General features: G+C 68.2%; 19 protein-coding genes. 5 read left to right on the top strand and 14 right to left on the bottom strand.

Going from position 1 to position 20,073, the window contains the following annotated elements; all coding sequences use genetic code 11:
• Positions 1-471: 471 nt before the first annotated feature.
• The 6 genes from ACFTXQ_RS09660 to ACFTXQ_RS09685 form a co-directional block, all read right to left on the bottom strand.
• Positions 472-1,254 carry a hypothetical protein gene (locus ACFTXQ_RS09660; RefSeq protein ID WP_382637699.1) on the bottom strand — a complete coding sequence of 261 codons (783 nt, stop codon included), beginning with the start codon at positions 1,252-1,254 and terminating at the stop codon, positions 472-474.
• A complete protein-coding gene (locus ACFTXQ_RS09665; RefSeq protein ID WP_382637702.1) occupies positions 1,251-1,595 on the bottom strand; it encodes a hypothetical protein in 345 nt (114 codons plus the stop codon). The genes ACFTXQ_RS09660 and ACFTXQ_RS09665 overlap by 4 nt, the downstream gene beginning before the upstream one ends.
• A complete protein-coding gene (locus ACFTXQ_RS09670) occupies positions 1,592-1,783 on the bottom strand; it encodes a hypothetical protein (protein WP_382637705.1) in 192 nt (63 codons plus the stop codon). Before ACFTXQ_RS09670 ends, ACFTXQ_RS09665 begins: the two co-directional genes overlap by 4 nt.
• 283 nt (positions 1,784-2,066) lie before the next feature.
• On the bottom strand, positions 2,067-2,885 hold the full coding sequence (locus ACFTXQ_RS09675; protein WP_382637708.1) for a hypothetical protein: 819 nt from the start codon (positions 2,883-2,885) through the stop codon (positions 2,067-2,069).
• Positions 2,882-3,595, bottom strand: a complete 714-nt coding sequence (locus tag ACFTXQ_RS09680; protein WP_382637711.1) for a hypothetical protein — start codon at positions 3,593-3,595, stop codon at positions 2,882-2,884. The genes ACFTXQ_RS09675 and ACFTXQ_RS09680 overlap by 4 nt, the downstream gene beginning before the upstream one ends.
• A 219-nt stretch (positions 3,596-3,814) precedes the next feature.
• Positions 3,815-4,099, bottom strand: a complete 285-nt coding sequence (locus ACFTXQ_RS09685; RefSeq protein WP_382637713.1) for a hypothetical protein — start codon at positions 4,097-4,099, stop codon at positions 3,815-3,817.
• Between the two features lie 210 nt (positions 4,100-4,309).
• Between ACFTXQ_RS09685 and ACFTXQ_RS09690 the strand changes: the two genes are divergently transcribed.
• Positions 4,310-4,756: a hypothetical protein gene (locus ACFTXQ_RS09690; protein WP_382637716.1), complete on the top strand. Its 447-nt coding sequence runs from the start codon at positions 4,310-4,312 to the stop codon at positions 4,754-4,756.
• Here the strand turns inward: ACFTXQ_RS09690 and ACFTXQ_RS09695 are convergent.
• Positions 4,753-5,709 (bottom strand): LuxR C-terminal-related transcriptional regulator, encoded by a 957-nt coding sequence (locus tag ACFTXQ_RS09695; RefSeq protein ID WP_382637719.1) that lies wholly within the window; start codon positions 5,707-5,709, stop codon positions 4,753-4,755. The two genes, ACFTXQ_RS09690 and ACFTXQ_RS09695, sit on opposite strands and share 4 nt — an antisense overlap.
• A 175-nt stretch (positions 5,710-5,884) precedes the next feature.
• Here ACFTXQ_RS09695 and ACFTXQ_RS09700 point away from each other — a divergent pair, with 175 nt between their 5' ends.
• The 4 genes from ACFTXQ_RS09700 to ACFTXQ_RS09715 all read left to right on the top strand — a co-directional run bounded on the left by ACFTXQ_RS09700 (position 5,885) and on the right by ACFTXQ_RS09715 (position 12,972).
• On the top strand, positions 5,885-6,079 hold the full coding sequence (locus ACFTXQ_RS09700) for a hypothetical protein (RefSeq protein ID WP_382637721.1): 195 nt from the start codon (positions 5,885-5,887) through the stop codon (positions 6,077-6,079).
• Between the two features lie 742 nt (positions 6,080-6,821).
• On the top strand, positions 6,822-8,339 hold the full coding sequence (locus ACFTXQ_RS09705) for an N-6 DNA methylase (protein ID WP_382637952.1): 1,518 nt from the start codon (positions 6,822-6,824) through the stop codon (positions 8,337-8,339).
• Positions 8,336-9,478, top strand: coding sequence for a restriction endonuclease subunit S (locus ACFTXQ_RS09710; protein ID WP_382637724.1), 1,143 nt, complete (start codon positions 8,336-8,338; stop codon positions 9,476-9,478). The genes ACFTXQ_RS09705 and ACFTXQ_RS09710 overlap by 4 nt, the downstream gene beginning before the upstream one ends.
• Before the next feature lie 32 nt (positions 9,479-9,510).
• On the top strand, positions 9,511-12,972 hold the full coding sequence (locus ACFTXQ_RS09715; RefSeq protein WP_382637727.1) for a DEAD/DEAH box helicase family protein: 3,462 nt from the start codon (positions 9,511-9,513) through the stop codon (positions 12,970-12,972).
• Between the two features lie 81 nt (positions 12,973-13,053).
• Here ACFTXQ_RS09715 and ACFTXQ_RS09720 read toward each other — a convergent pair whose 3' ends face one another.
• From ACFTXQ_RS09720 to ACFTXQ_RS09750, 7 genes are all read right to left on the bottom strand, one after another.
• Entirely contained in the window at positions 13,054-13,962 is a 909-nt protein-coding gene (locus tag ACFTXQ_RS09720) for a DMT family transporter (RefSeq protein WP_382637730.1), read from the bottom strand.
• Complete coding sequence (locus ACFTXQ_RS09725) at positions 13,959-14,891, bottom strand: RimK family alpha-L-glutamate ligase (protein ID WP_382637732.1); 933 nt, start codon at positions 14,889-14,891, stop codon at positions 13,959-13,961. Before ACFTXQ_RS09725 ends, ACFTXQ_RS09720 begins: the two co-directional genes overlap by 4 nt.
• Before the next feature lie 57 nt (positions 14,892-14,948).
• The gene (locus ACFTXQ_RS09730) at positions 14,949-15,695 is read right to left on the bottom strand and encodes an SDR family oxidoreductase (protein WP_382637735.1); all 747 of its coding nucleotides are present in this window, start codon (positions 15,693-15,695) and stop codon (positions 14,949-14,951) included.
• 48 nt (positions 15,696-15,743) lie between these two features.
• On the bottom strand, positions 15,744-16,859 hold the full coding sequence (locus ACFTXQ_RS09735) for a homoserine O-acetyltransferase (RefSeq protein ID WP_382637738.1): 1,116 nt from the start codon (positions 16,857-16,859) through the stop codon (positions 15,744-15,746).
• Between the two features lie 57 nt (positions 16,860-16,916).
• The gene (cysK, locus tag ACFTXQ_RS09740; RefSeq protein ID WP_382637741.1) at positions 16,917-17,894 is read right to left on the bottom strand and encodes a cysteine synthase A; all 978 of its coding nucleotides are present in this window, start codon (positions 17,892-17,894) and stop codon (positions 16,917-16,919) included.
• A 285-nt stretch (positions 17,895-18,179) separates the two neighbouring features.
• Positions 18,180-19,001 carry an arginase family protein gene (locus tag ACFTXQ_RS09745; protein WP_382637744.1) on the bottom strand — a complete coding sequence of 274 codons (822 nt, stop codon included), beginning with the start codon at positions 18,999-19,001 and terminating at the stop codon, positions 18,180-18,182.
• A gap of 3 nt (positions 19,002-19,004) precedes the next feature.
• Positions 19,005-19,775, bottom strand: coding sequence for a YqcI/YcgG family protein (locus ACFTXQ_RS09750; RefSeq protein ID WP_382637747.1), 771 nt, complete (start codon positions 19,773-19,775; stop codon positions 19,005-19,007).
• Positions 19,776-20,073: the final 298 nt, after the last annotated feature.

The following is a 20,073-nucleotide window of genomic DNA, read 5'->3' on the forward strand; positions in this document are numbered from 1 at the left end:
CTCGTCGACAAGGCGGTACGCGCGCTCGCAGCTGTACGTCGGTTACGCGACGAGTGGCGGCGCTAGTAGGAAGCGCCCCCCCCTTCATCCCCAGCACTGCTTGGGCGGGCGCAAGCGCCTTACGGTGCTGGGGATTTGGTGGGTACAGTCGTATCGCCTCACTCCGTGAGTGGCCTCCGGTCGAGAGCCCGGGGGTTCATGGGGGCCCGGCCGCACAAGGCGGCGGGGCGCGCTTACGGAGGTGGACCGATGGCCGACAAGCACGAGTCGACCACACGAGGGACGTGGTTGCGCGAGTTCGCTTCGCGATTCGCCGTAGCCCTGAGCGTGAAAGCGCTTTGGGTGGTGATCGTGGAGCTCGTACGCCACGACTCTTAGCAGTCTTTGACTGCTTGGCGAGGTTGGAGCGCCGGGGTGGCGCCCCCACCGCCCCAGTGCTCAACCTCGCCGCTTTGCACGCTGCCTCCTCTCCTACGACGCGGCAGGGACCTGCACCCCCAGCGCAGAGATCAGCTCGGGCAAGTCGTCCCACTCCCACACCCGCACCCGTTCGGCGCGGTCGAGGGGGACCAAAGCCGAGCAAGCGCGCCCGCCCGAGCAGGTCACGGCTGGCGGCCCGTCGGGCGCACTGTGCAGGGTGAGCTCGCCCTCGCACCATGGGCACGGCTCGGGCAGCGGGGTCTCGCGCTGGTCGAGGCCGAGGGCGCGCAGCACCCGGGCCTCGGCGATCCGCGCGGTACGCCGTGCCTCGTGCAGCAGGTGCAACGGCAGCACCTCGAACGGCGGCGCGGCGAGGGCGCCGTCGAGCTCGTGCTCGGGCGCGGTGTCCTCATCCTGCACGCGCCCCTCGATCCACACGCACGCCCAGTGCAGCCCGTGCGCCCGCGATCCGGCGGCGCGCCGAGTGTCGGGTGCGCTCGGGTCGGCGCACAGCCATGCCCGGGGGTCGCCCTGCTCGGTGCGCTGTACGGCGGCGGCGAGGGTGTCGGCGAGGTCGAACACGAGCCGCTCGACGCCGCGGCCGGCGTCGAGCGCGCCGAGGTTGAGCGGGGCGGGGTGCTCGCGCAACACGAGCGGGGCCCGGTCCTCGACGACGAGCTGCTCGTCGTCGCCGTCGCGCATCGTGTGTGCGAGCTGCCGCGGGGGCCAGTGATCGGCGGGCGGTTCCTCGATCGCGAGCAGCAGCTCGGCCCACCGGCCGCGGATCGTCCGCAGCGCGCGCACCGTTTCCTGCACAGCCTGCGCGTAACTCACTGTCCCCCCTTGTTGGCTGCTCGCAGCGCCTCGACCTCGGCGGCGTACTGGTCGCGCTCGGCCTCGGCCTCGACGATGGCCTGCTCGGCTGCGGCGACGCGGTGCGTCAGCCGCAGGGCCGCGGCCTGCTGTCCCGTGGCCGAGCGCCGGAAGGCGTCGCCGTCGGCGACCTCGACCTCGACGAGCTGCCGCAGCTTCACCGTGTCCTCGGGGCCGAGCACCCCGCGGTCGGCGCGGGCGAGCAGGACTCGGATCGCTGCGCGCCGCTCGTCGCGCACGGCCTCGCGGGCGTCGCTCCGACCGCGCCGAGACCGGGTACGGGTACGGGTGATCTGGTTCATGGGGTCGTCTCTCCGTTCTCGGCTCGGCGCGGCGTCGTCGAGCAGGTGGTGCAGGTGGTCGGGCACGGCCGGCGGCCGAGGCGGCGCAGCTCGCGGTCGAGGCGGTCGTCGATCCGGACGGCGTACGCGAGGGTGGCGCCGAGGGCGAGCGCGAGCGTCACGGCGAGGGCGAGCAGTGCGGCGCTCATGGGGTGGTCTCTCCGTTCGGTCGGGCACGGTGCAGCAGTCGATCGAGGGCGCGCCGAGCGCCGCGGGTCTCCCGCGCGCGAGGCGCGACCGGTCGCGCGGGAGATTGGTGTTCATGGCGTTGGTGAATACCGACGTGCCGCAGACGTACGTCGTCTGTGACGTGCCATCCCTCGCGAGCGAGGCGGTCGGTCAGGCTGGCGACCACGAGCGAGGCGAGGTGCGGGTGCACGTTGAGCTCGTCGGTCAGGTGCGCAGCGATCACGGCGCGGGCGGCGGCGGGGATCACCGGGCCTCGCCCCCGCCGCTGGTGTGGCGGGCGCGGCCGTCGCGGCGCGGGGCCGGCGGCTGGCACATGATCCGGGCGAGGCGCACCTGCTCGGCGTCGGTCTCTCCGTTGCTGAGCTCGGCGATCAGCGCTTCGACGCGCGAGGGGTGAACGCCGGTGAGCGGGCGCCGGCCCTTCCCGCGGTTGCGGAAGCTGCTCCGGCATTGCTCGTCGACGGCGGCGAGGCAGTGCGGGCACTGGACGCCGAGCGGGTCGGGCAGACCCTTGGCGACGAGCTGCTCGCGGTGGGCCCGGGCCGGCCTGAACTGCCGCAGCTCGGCCGCAACATGAGCGGGCATGTACCGGCGCGGGCCGGCGCCGACTCCGGACATTAGCGCGGCGAGACGTTTCTGCCCTGCTGCGTTGATCTCGGCCCGGTACTGCGCCGGCGCGGCGTGGCCACGGGCGACGGCGGCCCGGGTGCCGAGCAGTTCCTCACGCCATGCCTGCGGGTTGTCCGGATCGGCGGACGGCACCGGGTCGGTGTGGCGGTTCATGAGCTCGGCACGGTGCGGCCCCCACGCGGCGAGCAGGTCGTGCGGCTCGATCGCCCGGAACTGCGAGCTCTTGTTCCCGCCCTGCTGCTCGTAGTAGCGGCGGGCGGCGCGGGCGGCGTCCCATCCGGTTTCGGGCATGGTCGCCGGCACCTCGGCGACGGCGGCGGTCCACTCCGAGATGGTGCGGGCGGACTGCTGCGGGTCGGCGAGGGCGCGGCGCACTCGGCTGTCGAGCGTTCCGGCGAACGCGAGCAGGGCGGCGATCTGTTCGGGCGTCATGGGCGGCTCTCCTTTTGGGTGAGCAGGGCGAGGCCGGCGGCGAGGTTGTCGGCGTAGTTCGCGGTCGAGGCGGACACCCGAGGTGGCGTGTTCGACGCCGACCGGTCGAGGTCGCTCCAGACCTTGAGCCAGTAGCGGGCACTCTTCGGTGCCTCGCCCGGGGTGGTGCGGCGGGCGGCGAGGTCGACAAGGGCCTCGACGCCGTGCGCCTGTACGAGCCGGTAGACGTCACGCTGCTCGCCAAGGCCGAGCGACCACCGGACGGCGATCGAGGCGGCGACGAGAGCGGCGTCGAGCGGACGCAGTTCGGGAACCAGCGCAGCCGCGGTGTTCGTCGCGCGCGGCTGCTGCTGTTCGTCTTGTAGAGAGCTTCTTTTGTTCTGGGGGCCGGTAGCAGGCCCCCCGGGGGCCGGTGTCCGGCCCTCCCCGGGGCCGCTGACCGGTCCCCCGGGGGCCGATGTTCGGCCCGGGTCGGTGACCGGCCCGGGCCGGTCACCGGTCCCCCTCTCGTCGAGCAGGGGGAGGCGGTAAACCGTTTCTCCGCCGGGGCCGAGCTCGCCCTCGACGATGCCGAGCTCGCCCGAGGCGAGCAGGGAGTCGACGGCGTCCCGGACGGTGGAGCGCGCGGCACGGGTGCGGCGGATGAGCGAGGCGGTACCGGCGTAGGCGACGCCGTCGGCGCCTGCCCGATCAGCGATCGCGAGCAGCACCAGACGAGCGGCGCCTCGACTGTCGGACTGGGACCAAACCCAATCCGTCGCGGCGAGGCTCAACGGTTCGTCTCCTTACGGGGATCGGCGAGCCCGGAGGTTCGGGCCGACCGGCGAGTGCGGCGGGCGTGTGGGCGGGGCAGCGGTTGCCGACGACGTAGCGGCGGGTACCTATCGCGCGGCAATAGTCGCCGGCGGCACCGTCCCAGTGATCGCAGATCACGCCGCAGATTCAGCGGCGCCGATGTACCGGGCGTAGACGCGGTACTCGGTCGTGCCGCCCTCGGTCACCGTGCGGGCGACCGCTTCAAATGAGCCAGCCGGCGCGTAAGCGGGCAGACGTGCATCGCGGATCGCGCGGGCGGCCGAGGCGGCGCTGTCCAGACTTGCCGGCTTGCGGACAACTCCCCACACCTGCGGGTGTGTCCGCAGCTCGTTCGCGATGCGGCGGTGCTTGGTGTTGCGCTGCGCGGGCGGCGGCCCGAGGTACTCCACTGAACTCATGATCAACCCCCTGTGTCAACAGACGTGAACAGCCTTGGTTACGGCACGGCAAAACCGGCAGGTAGGCTGTAAACGTTCATGAACACTGACGACCCTAGGTCGACCAAAAGTGCACGTCAACGAGATTCGAGACTGGGTGTTTCGGGTGCTGGCTGATTAGATGGCCCTCGACGTTCACGTTTGCTGACAAGGAACGGGGGTGCCGGGGCCGTGCCCGACGCCGACATACACGCGCCCGAGCCCGAGCTCGGCACACCCTTTGCCGACCTCGTACGCGAGGCGCGCGCGGAGCGAAAGTGGTCGTTCCGGGATTTCGCCGAGGCAGCGGTCGACCCTGCAACGGGCTACAGCCCTTCACACACAACCGTTTGGAACATCGAGAAGGGCAACCCGGTGAAGGTGTCGCCCGCGCTCGTGCGAGCGGTCGCTGTTGTGGTGCCTCAGTCTCTTCGGGAAGTCCAGATAGCTGCCGCAGCGCAGTACATCGGCATGACGACGAGCACCTCGGGGGCTGAGCGCGCGCCGCTCATCGCCGAGTCGTCGGGTGAGCGGACGGTCGTTGCCCACGTGCCGGGTCTCGACCTGACCGCGGAAGAGATGCCGCTCGTTCGCAAGCTGTTGGAGAAGATCGACCAAGCGGCGCAGCGGGCCAGCTAGTCCTGCTCGATCGCCCGCTCGCACGCACCCTCGGGGCCCATCCACCACGCGATGAGCTGATACACCGTGGCCACGTCCAGCCGTGCACGCAGCTCCGACAGGGCGTTGCTGATCGTTTTCGAGCTGTATCCGAGGTGCTTGGCGATCTGCTGCTGATCGCGCCCGTCACACAGCTCGCGCAGGATCGTGCGCTGTAGAGCGGTCGTGATGGCCGATCGCTGCGGCGGCTCCTGCGTGTGCCAGTCGAGCGCGAGCTGCCACTCTTGCTCAAACTGGGCGGCGAAGAAACCACACGCGGCCCGGTCCCGGACGACGTACGCGCCGTCGAAGCTCGGCCGGCCGTCGGCGTGGTCCTCAACGATCGCGAACTCGCGGTCGATCAGCACCAGTCGCATGAACGGACGGGTCAAGGTCCGAAACTGCGCACCGTGAGCGGTGAGCAGCGAGACGCGCTCGACCGCCCCGGGATTCGAGCGGGTGCTCGTGCTGTAGAGCGTCCGCATCGCGACGCCCCTGTCTACCGCGTCGCGGTCGCGATCCGTCGACAGGTCGATGACCTTTCGAGGCCGGGGGCCGGGCTGCGCGGTGAGCATCTCGTGCCGCGCGCCGTCGACCGCAACCGCGATCGCCGCGTTCACAGCATCCTTGCCCTCAATCCATACCGACCCGGTACCCACGCCGCGAGTGCGGGGGCGACCGCATGCCCGCAGTTTCTCGACGAACTCGGGGATCTCGGCGAGCAGCCGCGCCGCTCCTTCGAGTTGCTGCTGTACCGAGGTCCGCAGGCGGCCCTCTATCTCGTCGATGTCGACGGCGGCGTACCCACTCGGCTGGAACGCGTCGGGGACGATCAGCCCCGCCCCGAGCAGCCGCCCGGCCGCCCCTTTGTCGGTGTCCGCGATCGGCTTCCCGTCGGCGATCAGGCCGTAGGCACACAGCTCGGCCTCAGACAACAGCGGCGCCCCCGACACACGTCCCCCTACGGTTCGGATCTTGGAACTTCCTACCTTTGACCAGGGGAAACGGTTGTTCGAACCCCCCGGAATCGTGCAGCGTATCCCGTAGTGGAATCTATGTCGCTGGTGTATCTACGTGGCATATCCAACATACGGGAGGGGAACCCAACAAATGATCATGAAGCGCCTTCGGGCAAGTGTGGTCGCGGCACTGGCGATCGGTGCCGTACTCGTCGGACTCACTGCGATCGAGGTCGAGGCCCCCGGCGCCGTCCGCGCAGACAGCTCATGGAACTTCGTCCCGCTGCCGGTCGAGCCGACGCCCGCGGCATCGACGCCCGCGCCGGCCGACAGCTCCTGGAACTAGGCGCCCGCCGAGGGGCGTTGCAGGCACACAGCGAAGGACAGACAGAACCAACGGATAGGCGTAAATGGGGAGCGTCCACGCAGGGCGCGACCGCGGGGGGCGGTAATGATCTCTGTAATCCGAGCACCACTCGACAGCGGCGTATGGGCCGTCGCCACGACGCGAGGGGGGCGGGTGTACGTCGCCCTTGACGAGCAGCACATCACGGCGGCCGGTGCCCAGGCTCTCGAACAGGTGCTCAATGATCTCCGCGAACCCGGGCCGGGCGCACCGGGTGCCGAGGGGGACGCCCCCCGGGCCGCATGACAAATGGGCCGCACGGTGCGAACCGTGCGGCCCCTTCTGCGTGTCGGTGGGCCGGTGTAGCGTGTAGTTCGAGCAAGCGACGTTTATGCAGGTCAAGGGCCGTTTTCTGAGTGCCCGTTGCGTGCCCAATGCGTGCCCATTGCGTGCCCGAACTGCTCTGTACCGGTTGTCATGAGTCGGCACGGGAAGGCACCGCCGCACGGCTTGACCTGCGGTTATCGCTATACGGCGGCACCCCGTGGAACTATCCGACAGGACTCATCTAGCGCTCGTAATGCGTAGGTCTCGGGTTCGAATCCCGAAGGCGGCTCAGAGAAACCCCAGGTCACGTCACTCATGACGTGACCTGGGGTTTTCTGTTGCTCGGGGCTTCGGGGCAGGGGAAACGATCTTCGCGTCCTGGCTGACAGTGGGCTCCGCTAGCCTGCTCTGCGTGATGACTGGTGAGCTGAAGAGCAAGATCGACCGACTGTGGGATGCCTTCTGGTCCGGTGGCATCTCCAATCCACTCGAGGTCATCGAGCAGATCACCAACCTGATGTTCATCCGGCGCCTCGACATCCTGGAGCAGGCCAAGGAGAACAGGGCCAATCGCACCGGGCGGCCGGTCGACAATCCGATCTACGCGGACGACGCCCAGGTCCTGCGCTGGTCGGTGTTCATCAACGAGTCCCCTGAGAACATGCTCGCCCGGGTTCGCGACGGCGTCTTCCCCTGGCTGCGCGCGCTGGGCGGTGAGCAGTCCACCTACGCGCACCACATGAAGGACGCGCGCTTCACGATCACCACGTCGAATCTGCTCACCAAAGCCGTCGACATGATCAACGGCATCGACATGGGAGACAGGGACACCAAGGGCGATCTCTACGAGTACATGCTCAGCAAGATCGCCACGGCCGGGCAGAACGGCCAGTTCCGTACGCCCCGGCACATCATCCAGCTCATGGTGGAGATGATGGCCCCTCAGCCCGGTGATGAGATCTGCGACCCGGCGTGCGGTACGGCCGGCTTCCTGGTCGCCTCCGCCGAGTACGTCGAGCGCACGCACCGTGAGGCGCTGTTCGAGCCGGCTCAGAGGCAGCACTTCAACGCGAGCATGTTTCACGGGTTCGACTTCGACAACACCATGCTCCGCATCGGCAGCATGAACATGCTGCTGCACTCGGTCGAGAACCCCGACATCCGCTACCGGGACTCGCTGGCTCAAAGCGCGGCGGGCGAAGCCGACCGGTACTCGCTCATCCTTGCCAACCCGCCCTTCGCCGGCAGCCTCGACCACGACGCGACGGCAGCCGACCTGCAGAAGGTCGTCAAGACGAAGAAGACCGAACTTCTGTTTCTCGCGCTCTTCCTGCGTCTGCTCAAGCCCGGCGGCAGGGCTGCAGTCATCGTCCCGGACGGGGTGCTGTTCGGCTCCAGCAAGGTGCACAGGGAGCTGCGGAAGCTGCTGGTCGAGGGCCACAAGCTGGACGCGGTGGTCAAACTGCCGAGTGGCGTGTTCAAGCCGTACGCAGGAGTGTCGACGTCCATCCTGTTCTTCACCAAGACCAACAGCGGTGGCACGGACCACGTTTGGTTCTACGAGGTCGCGGCAGATGGCTGGAGCCTCGACGACAAGCGCACACCCCTCCTCTCCACGGACAAACTAGGGCCGCTCGTCGGGGACGGCGCCCTGAACGAGGATGAGCACGCCAAGAACAACCTGCCCGATGTGTTGTCCCGCTGGCGACGCCGGAACGGCAGTGAGCAGGAGCGGGCAAGGACCGAGCAGAGTTTCTGTGTGCCCAAGGCTGAGATTTCCGATCAGGACTACGATCTGAGCTTCAACCGGTACAAGCGGGTCGTCCACGCGGAGGTCGTGCACCGTGCACCGCGTGAGCTCATGGACGAGCTGGCAGGTATTGAGGCGGAGATCCAGCAGGGGATGAGCGCGCTGAAAGGGCTGCTGGCATGAGCTCGATCCGCCGACTCGACGAGGCGTGCACGCTCATCATGGGGCAGGCGCCGAAAGGTGACGCGTACAATAATTCCGGCAACGGATGGCCGTTGATTGCCGGGGCCGGAGACTTTCGCGAAGGCCGGCCGGCGCCAAAGAAGCACACGACCGAGGCTTCCAAGCTGTCCGGACCGGGCGACATCATCCTGGGGATCCGCGCTTCAATTGGTGACAAAGTTCTTTCGGATGGCGAATACTGCCTGGGGCGCGGTGTTGCGGCACTGAGGCCGAATTCTGACGTCGATTCGCGTTTTCTGTGGCATTGGCTCACCTATAGTGCGCCCATCCTGGCGGCCAAAGGCAAAGGGGCGACATTCAAGCAGGTGAACCGGAAGGACATCGGGGAGATGTCATTTCCGGTCCTTGCGCTTCCTGAGCAGCAGCGTATCGCTCAGGTGCTGGATCGGGCCGACGCGATGTGCGTCAAGCGCCGAAAGACCCTCGGCCTCCTCGATGACCTCGCACATTCCATCTTCGCGGATATGTTCGATGAGGGGATCCGGTCGGAACGGTGGAAGGTGTTGCCCCTTGCGGATGCGGTGAGGACCGGGACGATCGTGACCTACGGGATCGTGCAAGCCGGCGATGAATATCCCGGTGGGGTTCCGTACATCCGCACGGGAGACATCAAGAACGGCGAGATTGCAGCTGATCAGCTCCGACGAACCGATCCAGCCATCGCCGCGAAATTCTCGCGGTCTCGGGTCGATGTCGGAGATATCGTCATGAGTATCCGCGCAACTGTGGGAACCACAGCGGCGGTGACTTCGGAAATCTCTGGCGCGAACCTTACCCAGGGAACGGCCAGAATCTCCCCTGGTGATTCCACTGACCACTCCTATTTGCTCTACTACCTTCGCTCCAGGTGGTCTCAGGAGTGGATCGCAAGGCAGGTTAAGGGGGCGACGTTCCGGGAGATTACGCTCGCCAGGCTGCGCGAGTTGCGTATCTCTATTCCTCCTCCGGAGCTCCAGGATGAATTTGCCCGGAGAATTGCGGAGCTAGATCGCCTACGGCAGGCGCAGGTCAGGCATCTTGCAGGGCTGGAATCGCTCTTCGCCTCTCTCCAATATTGCGCCTTTCAGGGTGGGCTGTAGCCCAACGGGCTCGACGCGAAAGGGTTGTCGATGTGAGCAACTTCGGGTTTCTCCAGGCAGAGTGGCCTGAGCTCCACCGTGAGGCGGTGCACGCCGAGCGCCTGGCGTACGCGGACCCCCGGGCGTCTGCGTTCTACGCGCGCCGGGTGCTGGAGCTTGCAGTGACGTGGCTGTACGAGGCGGATGACAGTCTCAAGCCGCCGTACCACGATGATCTGGCTGCGTTGATCGCCGAGCCGACGCTGGTGAAGGTGGCCGGCCCCGCGATCCGGGCGAAGATGGACGTGATCCGTCGGCAGGGCAACATCGCTGTGCACCGCAAGAACCCCGTGGCCTCGAAGGACGCGGTACGCACGGTCGCCGAACTCTTCCACGTCCTGTACTGGATGGTTCGCACCTACACCCGGGACCAGACCCAACTGCCGTCCGCCACCCTCGCCTTCGACACGGTGCTCATACCTCGACCGGTTCCGTCCGAGGTTCGGATCGCCAAGCAGGCCGAGCTGAAGGCGCAGGCCGAGAAGTACGCCGAGCAGGACGCCGCGCTGGCCGCCGTGCGGAAGAAGAACGAGGACCTTGACGCCGAGATCGCCCGGCTGCGCGCGGAGATCAAGGCAGCCAAGGCCGCGAACGGGGCGCAGCCGGACACTCACGACTACAACGAGGCCGAGACCCGTACCCTGATCATCGACCTCCTTCTCAAGGAGGCCGGCTGGGCACTGGATCAGCCGAAGGACCGGGAATATCCGGTCACCGGCTTGCCCGCCTCGGCATCGCCCTCGGGTAATGGCAAGGTCGACTACGTCCTGTGGGACGACGACGGTAAGCCTCTGGCTGTCGTCGAGGCCAAGCGGACCACCCGCGATCCGAAGCAGGGCAAGTTCCAAGCGACGCTCTACGCCAAAGCCCTGGGAGAGCAGTTCAACCAGCGCCCGGTCATTTTCTACACCAACGGGTACCGCACCTACCTCTTCGACGACCTCGACTACCCGCCCCGCGAGGTCCAGGGCTTCTACACCAAGGACGAGTTGCGGCTCCTGATCCAGCGCCGGGCCAGCCGTCGGAGCCTCGCCAAGCTGCCGATCAACGAGCAGATCGCCGGCCGCCACTACCAGTCCCGCGCAATCAGACGGATCGCCGACTCGTTCGAGAAGGACTCGCTGCGCCACGCGCTGCTCGTCATGGCGACCGGTTCCGGCAAGACCCGCACCGTGATCGCGCTCAGCGACTTGATGATGCGTGCCAACTGGGCCAAGCGCATCCTCTTCCTCGCCGACCGTACGGCCCTGGTCAAGCAGGCGACCAACGAGTTCAAGAAGCACCTTCCGGGCGCTCCCGTGGTCAACCTGCTGGAGGAGAAGGACCCGAACGCGCGTGTGTTCGTCTCCACCTACCCGACGATGATGAACCTGATTGACCAGACCGATACTGAAGGCCGCCGGCTCTTCGGCCCTGGGTTCTTCGATCTGATCGTCGTCGACGAGGCACACCGATCGATCTATCAGCGGTATGGGGCGATCTTCGACTACTTCGACGCGCTGCTCGTCGGCCTGACAGCGACTCCCAAGGACGAGGTCGACCGGAACACCTACCGGCGCTTCGAGCTTGAGGACGGCGTGCCGACTGACGTCTACAGCCTGGACGAGGCCGTGTCCGAGGGCTACCTGGTGGCACCACGTGCTGTCGACGTCCCGCTGAAGTTCCAGCGCGGCGGCATCAAGTACGACGACTTGTCCGACGAAGACAAAGAGAAGTGGGACGAGACGGAGTGGAACGAAGATGGTGAGATCCCTGACGAGATCACCACGGAGGAGCTGAACAAGTACCTCTTCAACGCCGACACCGTCGACAAGGTCCTGCAGACCCTCATGACGCACGGCCTGAAGGTCGACGGCGGGGACAAGCTAGGCAAGACCATCATCTTCGCGGCCAACAACCACCACGCGGAGTTCATCGCCGAGCGGTTCGACAAGAACTACCCGCACCTCAAGGGTGCCTTCGCGCAGGTCATCACCTACCGCAAGGAGTACGCCCAGAGCCTGATCGACGACTTCTCCGATACGGCAAGGCTTCCCCAGATCGCCATCTCCGTGGACATGCTGGACACCGGCATCGACGTTCCGGAAGTCGTCAACCTCGTCTTCTTCAAGTTGGTGCGGTCCAAGACCAAGTTCTGGCAGATGATCGGCCGAGGCACCCGGCTCGCCCCGGACCTTTTCGGTCCCAACCGGAGCAAGGACGGCTTCCTCGTCTTCGACCTCTGCCAGAACATCGAGTTCTTCAACCAGAACCTGATGCGCGCCGAGGGAAAGGTCGCCCCGTCGCTGAGCCAGCGGATCTTCGAGCGCCGCGCTGACCTGCTCCTCGCCCTCGGCGAGCCCGCAGACTCCGGCGAGGAGCGAGCAGCCGGGGCTGCAACGCGCCCCGAGTCGGACGGCACGGTCAGTGAGTACGGCCTGCGCTGGGACCTGGCCAATCGACTGCACGAAGAGGTCACGGCGATGAACCCGGACAACTTCCTGGTCCGCCCGCACCGCGAGCAGGTCGAAGCCTTCGCCGACTTCGATGCCTGGCTTGCGTTCACGCCCGACGCACACGGTCAGGCGGTTGATCATCTGGCCGGCCTTCCGACTGCGTTCCGCGACAAGGACGACACCGGCGAGGAGGCCAAGCGGTTCGATCTGCTCGCGCTCCGACTCCAGCTCGCCGTGGTGAACGCAGATCCGGGCTTCACCCGTCTTCGCGATCAAGTCCAGGAGATCGCTTCCGCCCTGCTCGACCAGCTGACGATCCCGGTGATCAAGGCCCAGCAGATCCTGCTGGACGAAGTCGCAGGCGACGAGTGGTGGCAGGACGTGACCCTGCCCTTGCTGGAGTCCATGAGACGGCGCCTGCGCGGGCTTGTCCGACTGATCGAGAAGACGAAGCGCGGCGTCGTTTACACCGACTTCGAGGACGAGCTGGGCGAACTGACCGCTGCCTCGCTCAAGGGGATGGAGATCGGTACCGACCTCACCCGCTTCGAGCAGAAGATCCGTATCTACCTCAACACGCACCAGGACCACCTCGCGATACAGAAGATCCGTCGCAACAGGCAGATCACGGCCCTGGACCTGGCCGAGCTGGAGGCGATCTTCGTCGAGGCGGGCATCGGCACCGCGGAGGACATCACCTACGTCAAGGACGCCAACGGCGGCCTGGGGTTGTTCCTGCGGTCTCTGACCGGCCTGGAGAGGGAGGCAGCGGCCCTGGCCTTCGATGCGTTCCAGCAGGGCAAGTCGTTCACTGCGAACCAGCTCCGCTTCGTCAACGAACTGATCGACCATGTGGCTTGCAACGGCACGATCGACGTCGACGCGCTGTACGAATCGCCGTTCACGGCATTTGCACCGACCGGCCCGGAGGCGATCTTCCCCGAAGGCGACGTGGACGTCATGGTGGCCGTCATTCACTCGATCCGCTTGACCGCCGTTGCCGCAGAAGGCGTGGCCTGACCAAGCGTTGGTTTTTGTCACGGGGCGGGGGAGGGCATCGGTCGCGCTCGCCGGTGTCCTCCACCGCCCCGGGGGTGTGGGTCAGGAGGTTCGGGCTCGCTGGGTTACCACGATGCAGGTGAGCACGATGGCGGCGGTGAGGGGGACGGCCGCGGTGATCTGTTCGCCGAGCAGGAGGACCGCCCACACCAGCGTCAGCAGCGGCTGCGCCAGCTGGAGCTGGCTCGCCCGGGCCACGCCGATCAGGCCCATGCCCTTGTACCAGACCACGAATCCGCCGAACTGCGATATGCCGGCGATGTAGGCCATGCCGAGGAGGGCCTTCGCGGTGAGGTGCACGGGCTCGTGCGGGAGGGCCCACAGGGTGACGGCGAGGTTGACCGGGGCGGCGAGGACGACGCCCCAGGCGATGACGCGCCAGCCCGGCATGCCCGCCGCGGAGAGCCGGCCGCCGAAGGCGTAGCCCGCCGCGCAGACCAGCAGGGCGCCGAAGAGGAAGAGGTCCGCGACCGTCGGGCGGCCGTGGTTCTGCGACAGCGTGAACACGAGGACGGTCGCCGCTCCGACGCCGGCCGCGGCCCAGAAGACCTTCGACGGGCTGCGCCGGGTGAGGACCGCGGAGAACACCGCCGTGGCCATCGGCAGCGCACCGATCACGACCGCCGAGTTCGCGGTGGACGAGGTCTGCAGGGCGAGCGTCGTGAGCAGCGGGAAGCCGACGGCGCAGCCGCCCGCGACGACCGCGAGCGCGGGCCAGTCCTTGCGTGCCGGAAGCGGCGCCCGGGTGATCAGGAGCGCGACGACCGCGATGACGGCCGCCAGGACGCCGCGCACCCCGATGGCGCTCCACGGCCCGAACCCGTCGAGCGCCCACACCGTTCCGGGGAAGCTGAAGGAGAAGCTGACCACTCCGAGCGCGGCGTAGAGGGTGCCGCCGGAGACCGCCGGTGTGGTGGTGAGGGGGGCGAGGGAACCCTGTTGCACGGTCATGACTGTCCGTTCTTTCGCTTCCGGGAGATTTCTTCGAGCCGGGCGGAGATTACCTGCGCGAATCGCATGGCGGAGGTTTCCGAGAACGGCATGCTGAGTGACGGTTCGCCGAGCTCGAGTTCGAGCACCAGGGGCTGTCCGTCGGGGCCGCGGATGAGGTCGACGCGGCTGTAGAGGAGGGGTTCTTCCAGTTCCAGGTGTGCGGCCGCGGCGTCCAGCGCGGCCTCGGCGACGGCGCGTTCGTCCTCGGCGGCCTCCCGCGCCGTACGGGCCTCCTGCGTCGGCTCGTCCACCCTGCCGTCCGGCAGGAGCAGCGCCCGCTTGCGGATGGCGTGGCTGTAGACGCCGCCGAAGAGGATGAGGTCGGTCTCGCCGTACTGGTCGATCGAGTCCATGTAGGGCTGCAGGATGACGTGGGAGTCCTGGTCGAGCAGCTTGGCGACGTAGGCCGCGGCCTCGGTCTGCGACGACCGGGCGAAGCGCTGCACGTCCTTGGAGTAGGCGCCGATGGTCGGCTTGACGACGATCTCCCGCGCCCCCTCGTGCCGGGCGAGGAAGGAGCGTACGGCGGCCTCCGGGTCCGTGCCGGGGGCCACGAAGCCGCTCGGTACGACCGGTACGCCGGCTTCGGCCAGATCGGCCAGGTAGTGCTTGTCGAGGTTCCAGCGCACCACCGGGAGCGGGTTGAACAGGTACGTCACGTCAGTGACGTACTCGCACCATTCCAGGAACTCCTGGAGGCTCTCGACGTAGCTCCAGGGCGAACGCAGGAGGACCGCGTCGAAGCGATCCCATTCGATGTCGGGATCTCGCCAGGAACAGATCTCGGCTCTGATGCCGACCGCCTGGCAGGCTTCGAGCAGCAACGGCATGTCGTAATCAATGGCAAGGCTGGTCTCGTCGGTGACCAAAGCCAGATGGCTGCCCATCGGGTGACTCCAATACGGGAAGGACGGCAGGGGGGAAGGACTGCCGTTCGGGGGCGGCTACCAGGGGACGGTTTCGCCGCTGTGGGTGTAGGTGCCGGTCGGGCCGTCGGCGTCGAGCAGGGCCATGGCGACGCTCGTCCTGGCTCCGTCGGTGACGTCCAGATCGCCGGCGCCGTCGTTCATCCCGGTCTTCGTGTAGCCCGGGTGCACGGCGTTGACCTTGACCGGGGTGTCGCGCAGTTCGTAGGCCAGGTGGACGGTCCAGGAGTTGACCGCGCTCTTGGACGCGCTGTAGGCCGGGAGGGACTTGAACATGGGGCTGTACGCGTAGGAGTCCGGGTCGCTGTGCGTGGTCAGCGAGCCGAGCAGGCTGGACACGTTGACGATGCGTCCGGCCGTGGACCGGGCGAGCAGCGGGAGGAAGGCCGTGGTCACCTCCACGACGCCGAACAGGTTCGTGTCGAAGGTCTCGCGCCACTGCCGCATCGGCTGCTCGGAGGGCTGCTTGCCGTACTCCTCGATGCGGATGGCGGCGTTGTTGACCAGGATGTCGAGGCGGCCGTGGCTGCCGTCGACCTCCGCGGCCGCGGCCCGGATGCTCTCCGGGTCCGTGACGTCGAGTACGAGGGGGTCGGCGGCGAGGCCGTCGGCGCGCAGCTCGTCCGCGGCCCCGTTGACGGCTTCGCGGTCGCGGCCCGCGAGGAGCACCCGGATGCCGGCGGAGGCGAGCTGGCGCGCGGTCTCGAGGCCGATGCCGCGGTTGGCGCCGGTGACGAGGGCGAGGGGGGAGGAGGGGTCGGGCATTGCGGTGCTCCAAGTGAGGGGGGAGGGGGGACTGCGGCCGCGGTCCGGCTAGAGCGTGGTCAGGAACTTGGCCACGGGTGTGCCGAAGCGGGCGGTGTCGATCAGGAAGGCGTCGTGTCCCTCGGGCGAGTCCATCGCCAGGAATTCGACGTCCGTGCCGCCGGCGGCGAGGCCGTCGGCGATCTGCTGCTGCTGGCGCAGCGGGAAGAGGAGGTCGGTTTCCACCCCGATGACCAGCGCCTTCTCCAGCCGGATGCGGGAGAGGGCCTCGTCGGTGGTGCCACCGCAGGACTCGCCGAGGTCGAACCGGTCCATGCAGCGGCTGAGGCAGAGGTAGCTGTTGGGGTCGAAGCGGTGCGCGAAGCGGCGGGCGTGCCGTTCCAGATAGTTCTCCACCTGGAATTCGTGGCCGAAGGGGTCGTCGTCCGTACGGTCCTGCGGCGCGATCCGCGCACGGCCGAACCGGCTGTCCCACTCCTGGGCCGACCGGTAGGTCATCATGCCGAGCTTGCGCGCGGTGAACATGCCGCGCTGCGGGTAGTTCTCGTCGTCGTAGCGGCCCTGGTTCCACTGCGGGTCGCACCGGATCGCCTCACGCTGCAGGGAGCGGATGGCTATCGAGAACGGCAGGGCGCCCGCCGCGCCGCAGATGTTGATGTGGCCGCGGGTCAGGCCGGGATGGCGCGCCAGCAGGGACAGCGAGCTCATGCCGCCCATGGAGGTGCCGATCACGCATGCCAGCCGGTCGACGCCCAGGGCGCGCACCGTGTGGGCGGCGGCGTCGGCGATGTCCTCCATCGACAGCTCCGGGAAGCCGGGGCCGTAGGGCTCGCCGGTGCCGGGGTCGACCGAGGCGGGGCCGGTCGATCCCTTGCAACTGCCGAGCGAGTTCAGGCAGATCACGTACCAGCGATCGGTGTCGACGGGCTTGCCGGGGCCCACCATCGCCTCCCACCAGCCGGGCGCGGTGTCCGCAGGGTGGGAGGCCGCATGAGCGTCGGGCGAGAGACCGGTGAGGATCAGGACCGCGTTGTCGCGTTCCGGGGACAGCCGTCCGACGGTCTCGTACGCGATGCGCGCGCCGGTCAGCGTTCCGCCGCGGCGCATGGCGAATGCTGCGGGGAGGTCGATGAAACGGGCCGCGGGGGGGATGAATTCCCTCATGTGTCTGGTTCCTGCCAGGTGTGGGTGTGCCGCGAGGCGAGGGCGCCGTCTGCCGGGTCAGGCCGCGCCGTCCCCGGTCTCCAGGGAGGCGAGCCATTCGTCGTCCGAGCCCTCGACCATGCCCTCCATGAGGAACGTGGAGAGGTAGCGCTCGCCGGTGTCCGGGAGCATGGCGAGGAGTACGGAGCCCGCCGGTGCGGTCTCGGCGACGCGCAGGGCGGTCGCCAGGGTGGCGCCGGCCGAGATGCCGGTGAAGATGCCTTCCTCGGCGGCGAGCCGGCGGGCGGTGTCGCGTCCCTCCACCTCGTCGATGGTCACCAGTTCGTCGATGACGCTCCGGTCCATCACGCCCGGTACGAAGTTCGGTGCCCAGCCCTGGATCCGGTGGACGTTCCACTCCTGGCCGGCGAGGACGGCGGCGTTGTCCGGCTCCGCGGCGATGATCTGCACCGCGGGGCGGGCGGCCTTCAGCATCTGGCCGACGCCGGTGAGGGTGCCGCTGGTGCCGAAGCCGGTGACGAAGTAGTCGAGCCGCTTGCCGGCGAAGTCGCCGAGGATCTCCGAGGCGGTGGTCTCGCGGTGGTAGGCGGGGTTGGCCGGGTTGTCGAACTGGTTGGCCCGGAACCAGCCGTGCCTCTCGGCGAGTTCGTCCGCGATCCGGTTGCCGCCGCTGCTGCCGAGGTGGCCCGGGAAGAGGAGCACCTTGCCGCCGTACGCGCGGATCAGCTTGCGCCGTTCCGCCGAGTAGGTGTCGCCCATCACCGCCACGAACCGGTAGCCGCGGGCGGCGGCCACCATCGCCAGGGCGATCCCGACGTTTCCGGAGGTGCACTCGACGATGGTGTCGCCCGGCTTCAGCAGCCCCTTCGCCTCGGCGTCGAGGACGACGGAGAGGGCGAGGCGGTCCTTGACCGAGCCGCCGGGGTTGAACGACTCCACCTTCACGTAGACCGAGGTGTGCGCGGGGGCGAGGCGGTTGAGCCTGACGATCGGGGTGCGGCCGATGGTGTCGAGGATGCTGTCGTAGAGGGGCATGGGGGAGTACTCCTTGGCAGGGCGGTGCCGGCGGCGCCGGCTGCGGGGATCGAGGGGGATCGGGGGGGGGGGGCTCGGGGGCTCGGGTGCTCGGGCGGCTCGGGGAACCCGGTCGCGGCCGGTCCCGGCGGGGGCCGGCCGCCGGAGGGTCCGGGTCGGCCGCGCCCGCCGTGTGCGTTCTCGGGGCGGATGCCGCCCGGTCCCCGGCAGGGGCAGTCGCCGGAGGGTTCGGCGGCCAGGCCGCGAGCCCGCCGTGTGCGTTCTCGGGGCCGGCCGCCGGCCGGACTAGGCGGCGGCCGGGGTGCTCTCGAAGGCGGGGGCGACCATGGCGAGGATCGTTTCGACCGCCTGCTCACTCAGCTCGTCGTCCAACGGGGCGTTGAACTCGGCCAGTTCGACGCCGCGCAGCTGCGCGGGCGGGATCGCGTCGAAGATCGCCCGGATCTGCTCGGGGAGCAGGCCGTCCGGCACCGTGTAGTCGGCCGGTACATGGCCCGGTTCCATCACGTCCCAGTCGATGTGCACCCACACCGGGGAGTCGCCGATGGCGGCCAGGATGTTCTCGGCCGTCGTCTCCGACGGGGGGATGACGCGGACGCCGTGCTTCGCGATCAGTTCGGCCTCGGCCTCGTCGATGTCGCGCGAGCCGACCAGGATCGCCTGCCCGGGGCGCAGGCCGGCGCCGTGGCCGCTGTCCCAGAGCCCGCACGCACCGGAGAGGACCATCCCGCCCAGGTATCCGGTGCCGGTCGTCTCGGGCGTGTTGAAGTCGCCGTGGCCGTCGATGTAGAGGACCACGGCGTCCGGGTGCTCCCGGGCCACGACGGGCAGGGTGGCGAGGCTCGCCGAGCAGGTGTTGGAGATCATGACCGTCCGCCGGCCGTTCCCGATGCTCTCGGTGACGGCCTCGCGCAGCCCGGCCAGCGTCTGCGCCGCCTGCGGGAGGCTGACGGTCCAGTCGTCGTCGGCGGGCGGCGCGGGCTCGCCGATGAAGCGGCCGGTGAGTCCGTAGCGGAGCTCCAGGGCCCGCGCGATGCGGGCGGCGCCCTCGATCATCCGGGCTTCCCGGTCGGCCACCCGTCCCTGGGACACGATGAGCTCGATCATTGTTCAGAAACTCCTGTTCGTTTCAACAGCCGTCTGGTGCTGGAAAGGGCAGACGCCGCTTCGCTCCGCGTTCTCGTCGATGAGCCCGTACTGGAGCCATTCGAGTGCTCCGGCGCCGTAAGAGCCCAGCTGCGGGGAATGCTGGATTCCGTCGTAGCCGTGTATGCGCCTGCGGATGTTCGCGCGGACCTTCCGGCCGCTCGGCGTATCACCGGCGAACACGTCGAAGCGCTCCCGCGGATTGACGACCAGGGCGAAATACGTGCCGAGGTTCCTGCTGCGGCGATTGCGGTGCGCGGGGTTGCTCATGTTGCAGAACAACGGCATTCCGTTGAAGCACATGGACCAGGATGCGGAACCCGGGTCCTGGGCCACGTCCTCCGGCCAGGGCGCGGGATCGAGGCGGTGCAGTTCCTGCAGCACCTGCCAGCCGAAGGAGTGGTACCCCTCGACCGAGCCCGCGGTCACGGCCTCCGCCGAGAACATCACGACCAGCGGATACGCGGTGTCCAGCTGGCCGTCCCAGGCCCTGGACAGCTCGACGTACTCGGTGAGGGCCTCCGCCAGGTGCCGCATGCCGTCGCTGCCGGCGTCCTCCACGAAGACGAACTTCAGGAGCTGCTTCCGGAACGCGTTCCGGGAGAAGACGCACGGGAAGTCCGGATCGGTGAGACGTGAGGCGACCTCTTCGACGGCGGCACGGTGCCATCCCACTCCGCCTTCGAGGACGTGCGTCTGGGAGATCAGCGTCGTGGTCTGCTGCGACCTTTCCACCTGAGCATCCATTTCTACGGGTCCCTGCCGTTTCGAATGAGGGGGCCGAGAGGGCCGGCGATTCCGTTCGGGGCCGTGCCGCGGTTCGTGAAAACTCGCGGAATCAAAGACTCCGGTACGGGGTGCCGTTCATATCCCCACCGTGGCGTCCGGATTGGTTTCACCGGGCCGCGGCCTCACCCATCCTGAACCACGAATTCCGGCCATCACAACGCATTGCCACCAAGGGCTCAGGGGGGTGTACACCGTGTACGCCGATGGTTGTATGGCGATGCGCCCGAGCCCATTTCTAGGCTGC

This window comes from Streptomyces sp. NPDC057010 (genome assembly GCF_042673805.1).
Lineage (GTDB): Bacteria > Actinomycetota > Actinomycetes > Streptomycetales > Streptomycetaceae > Streptomyces.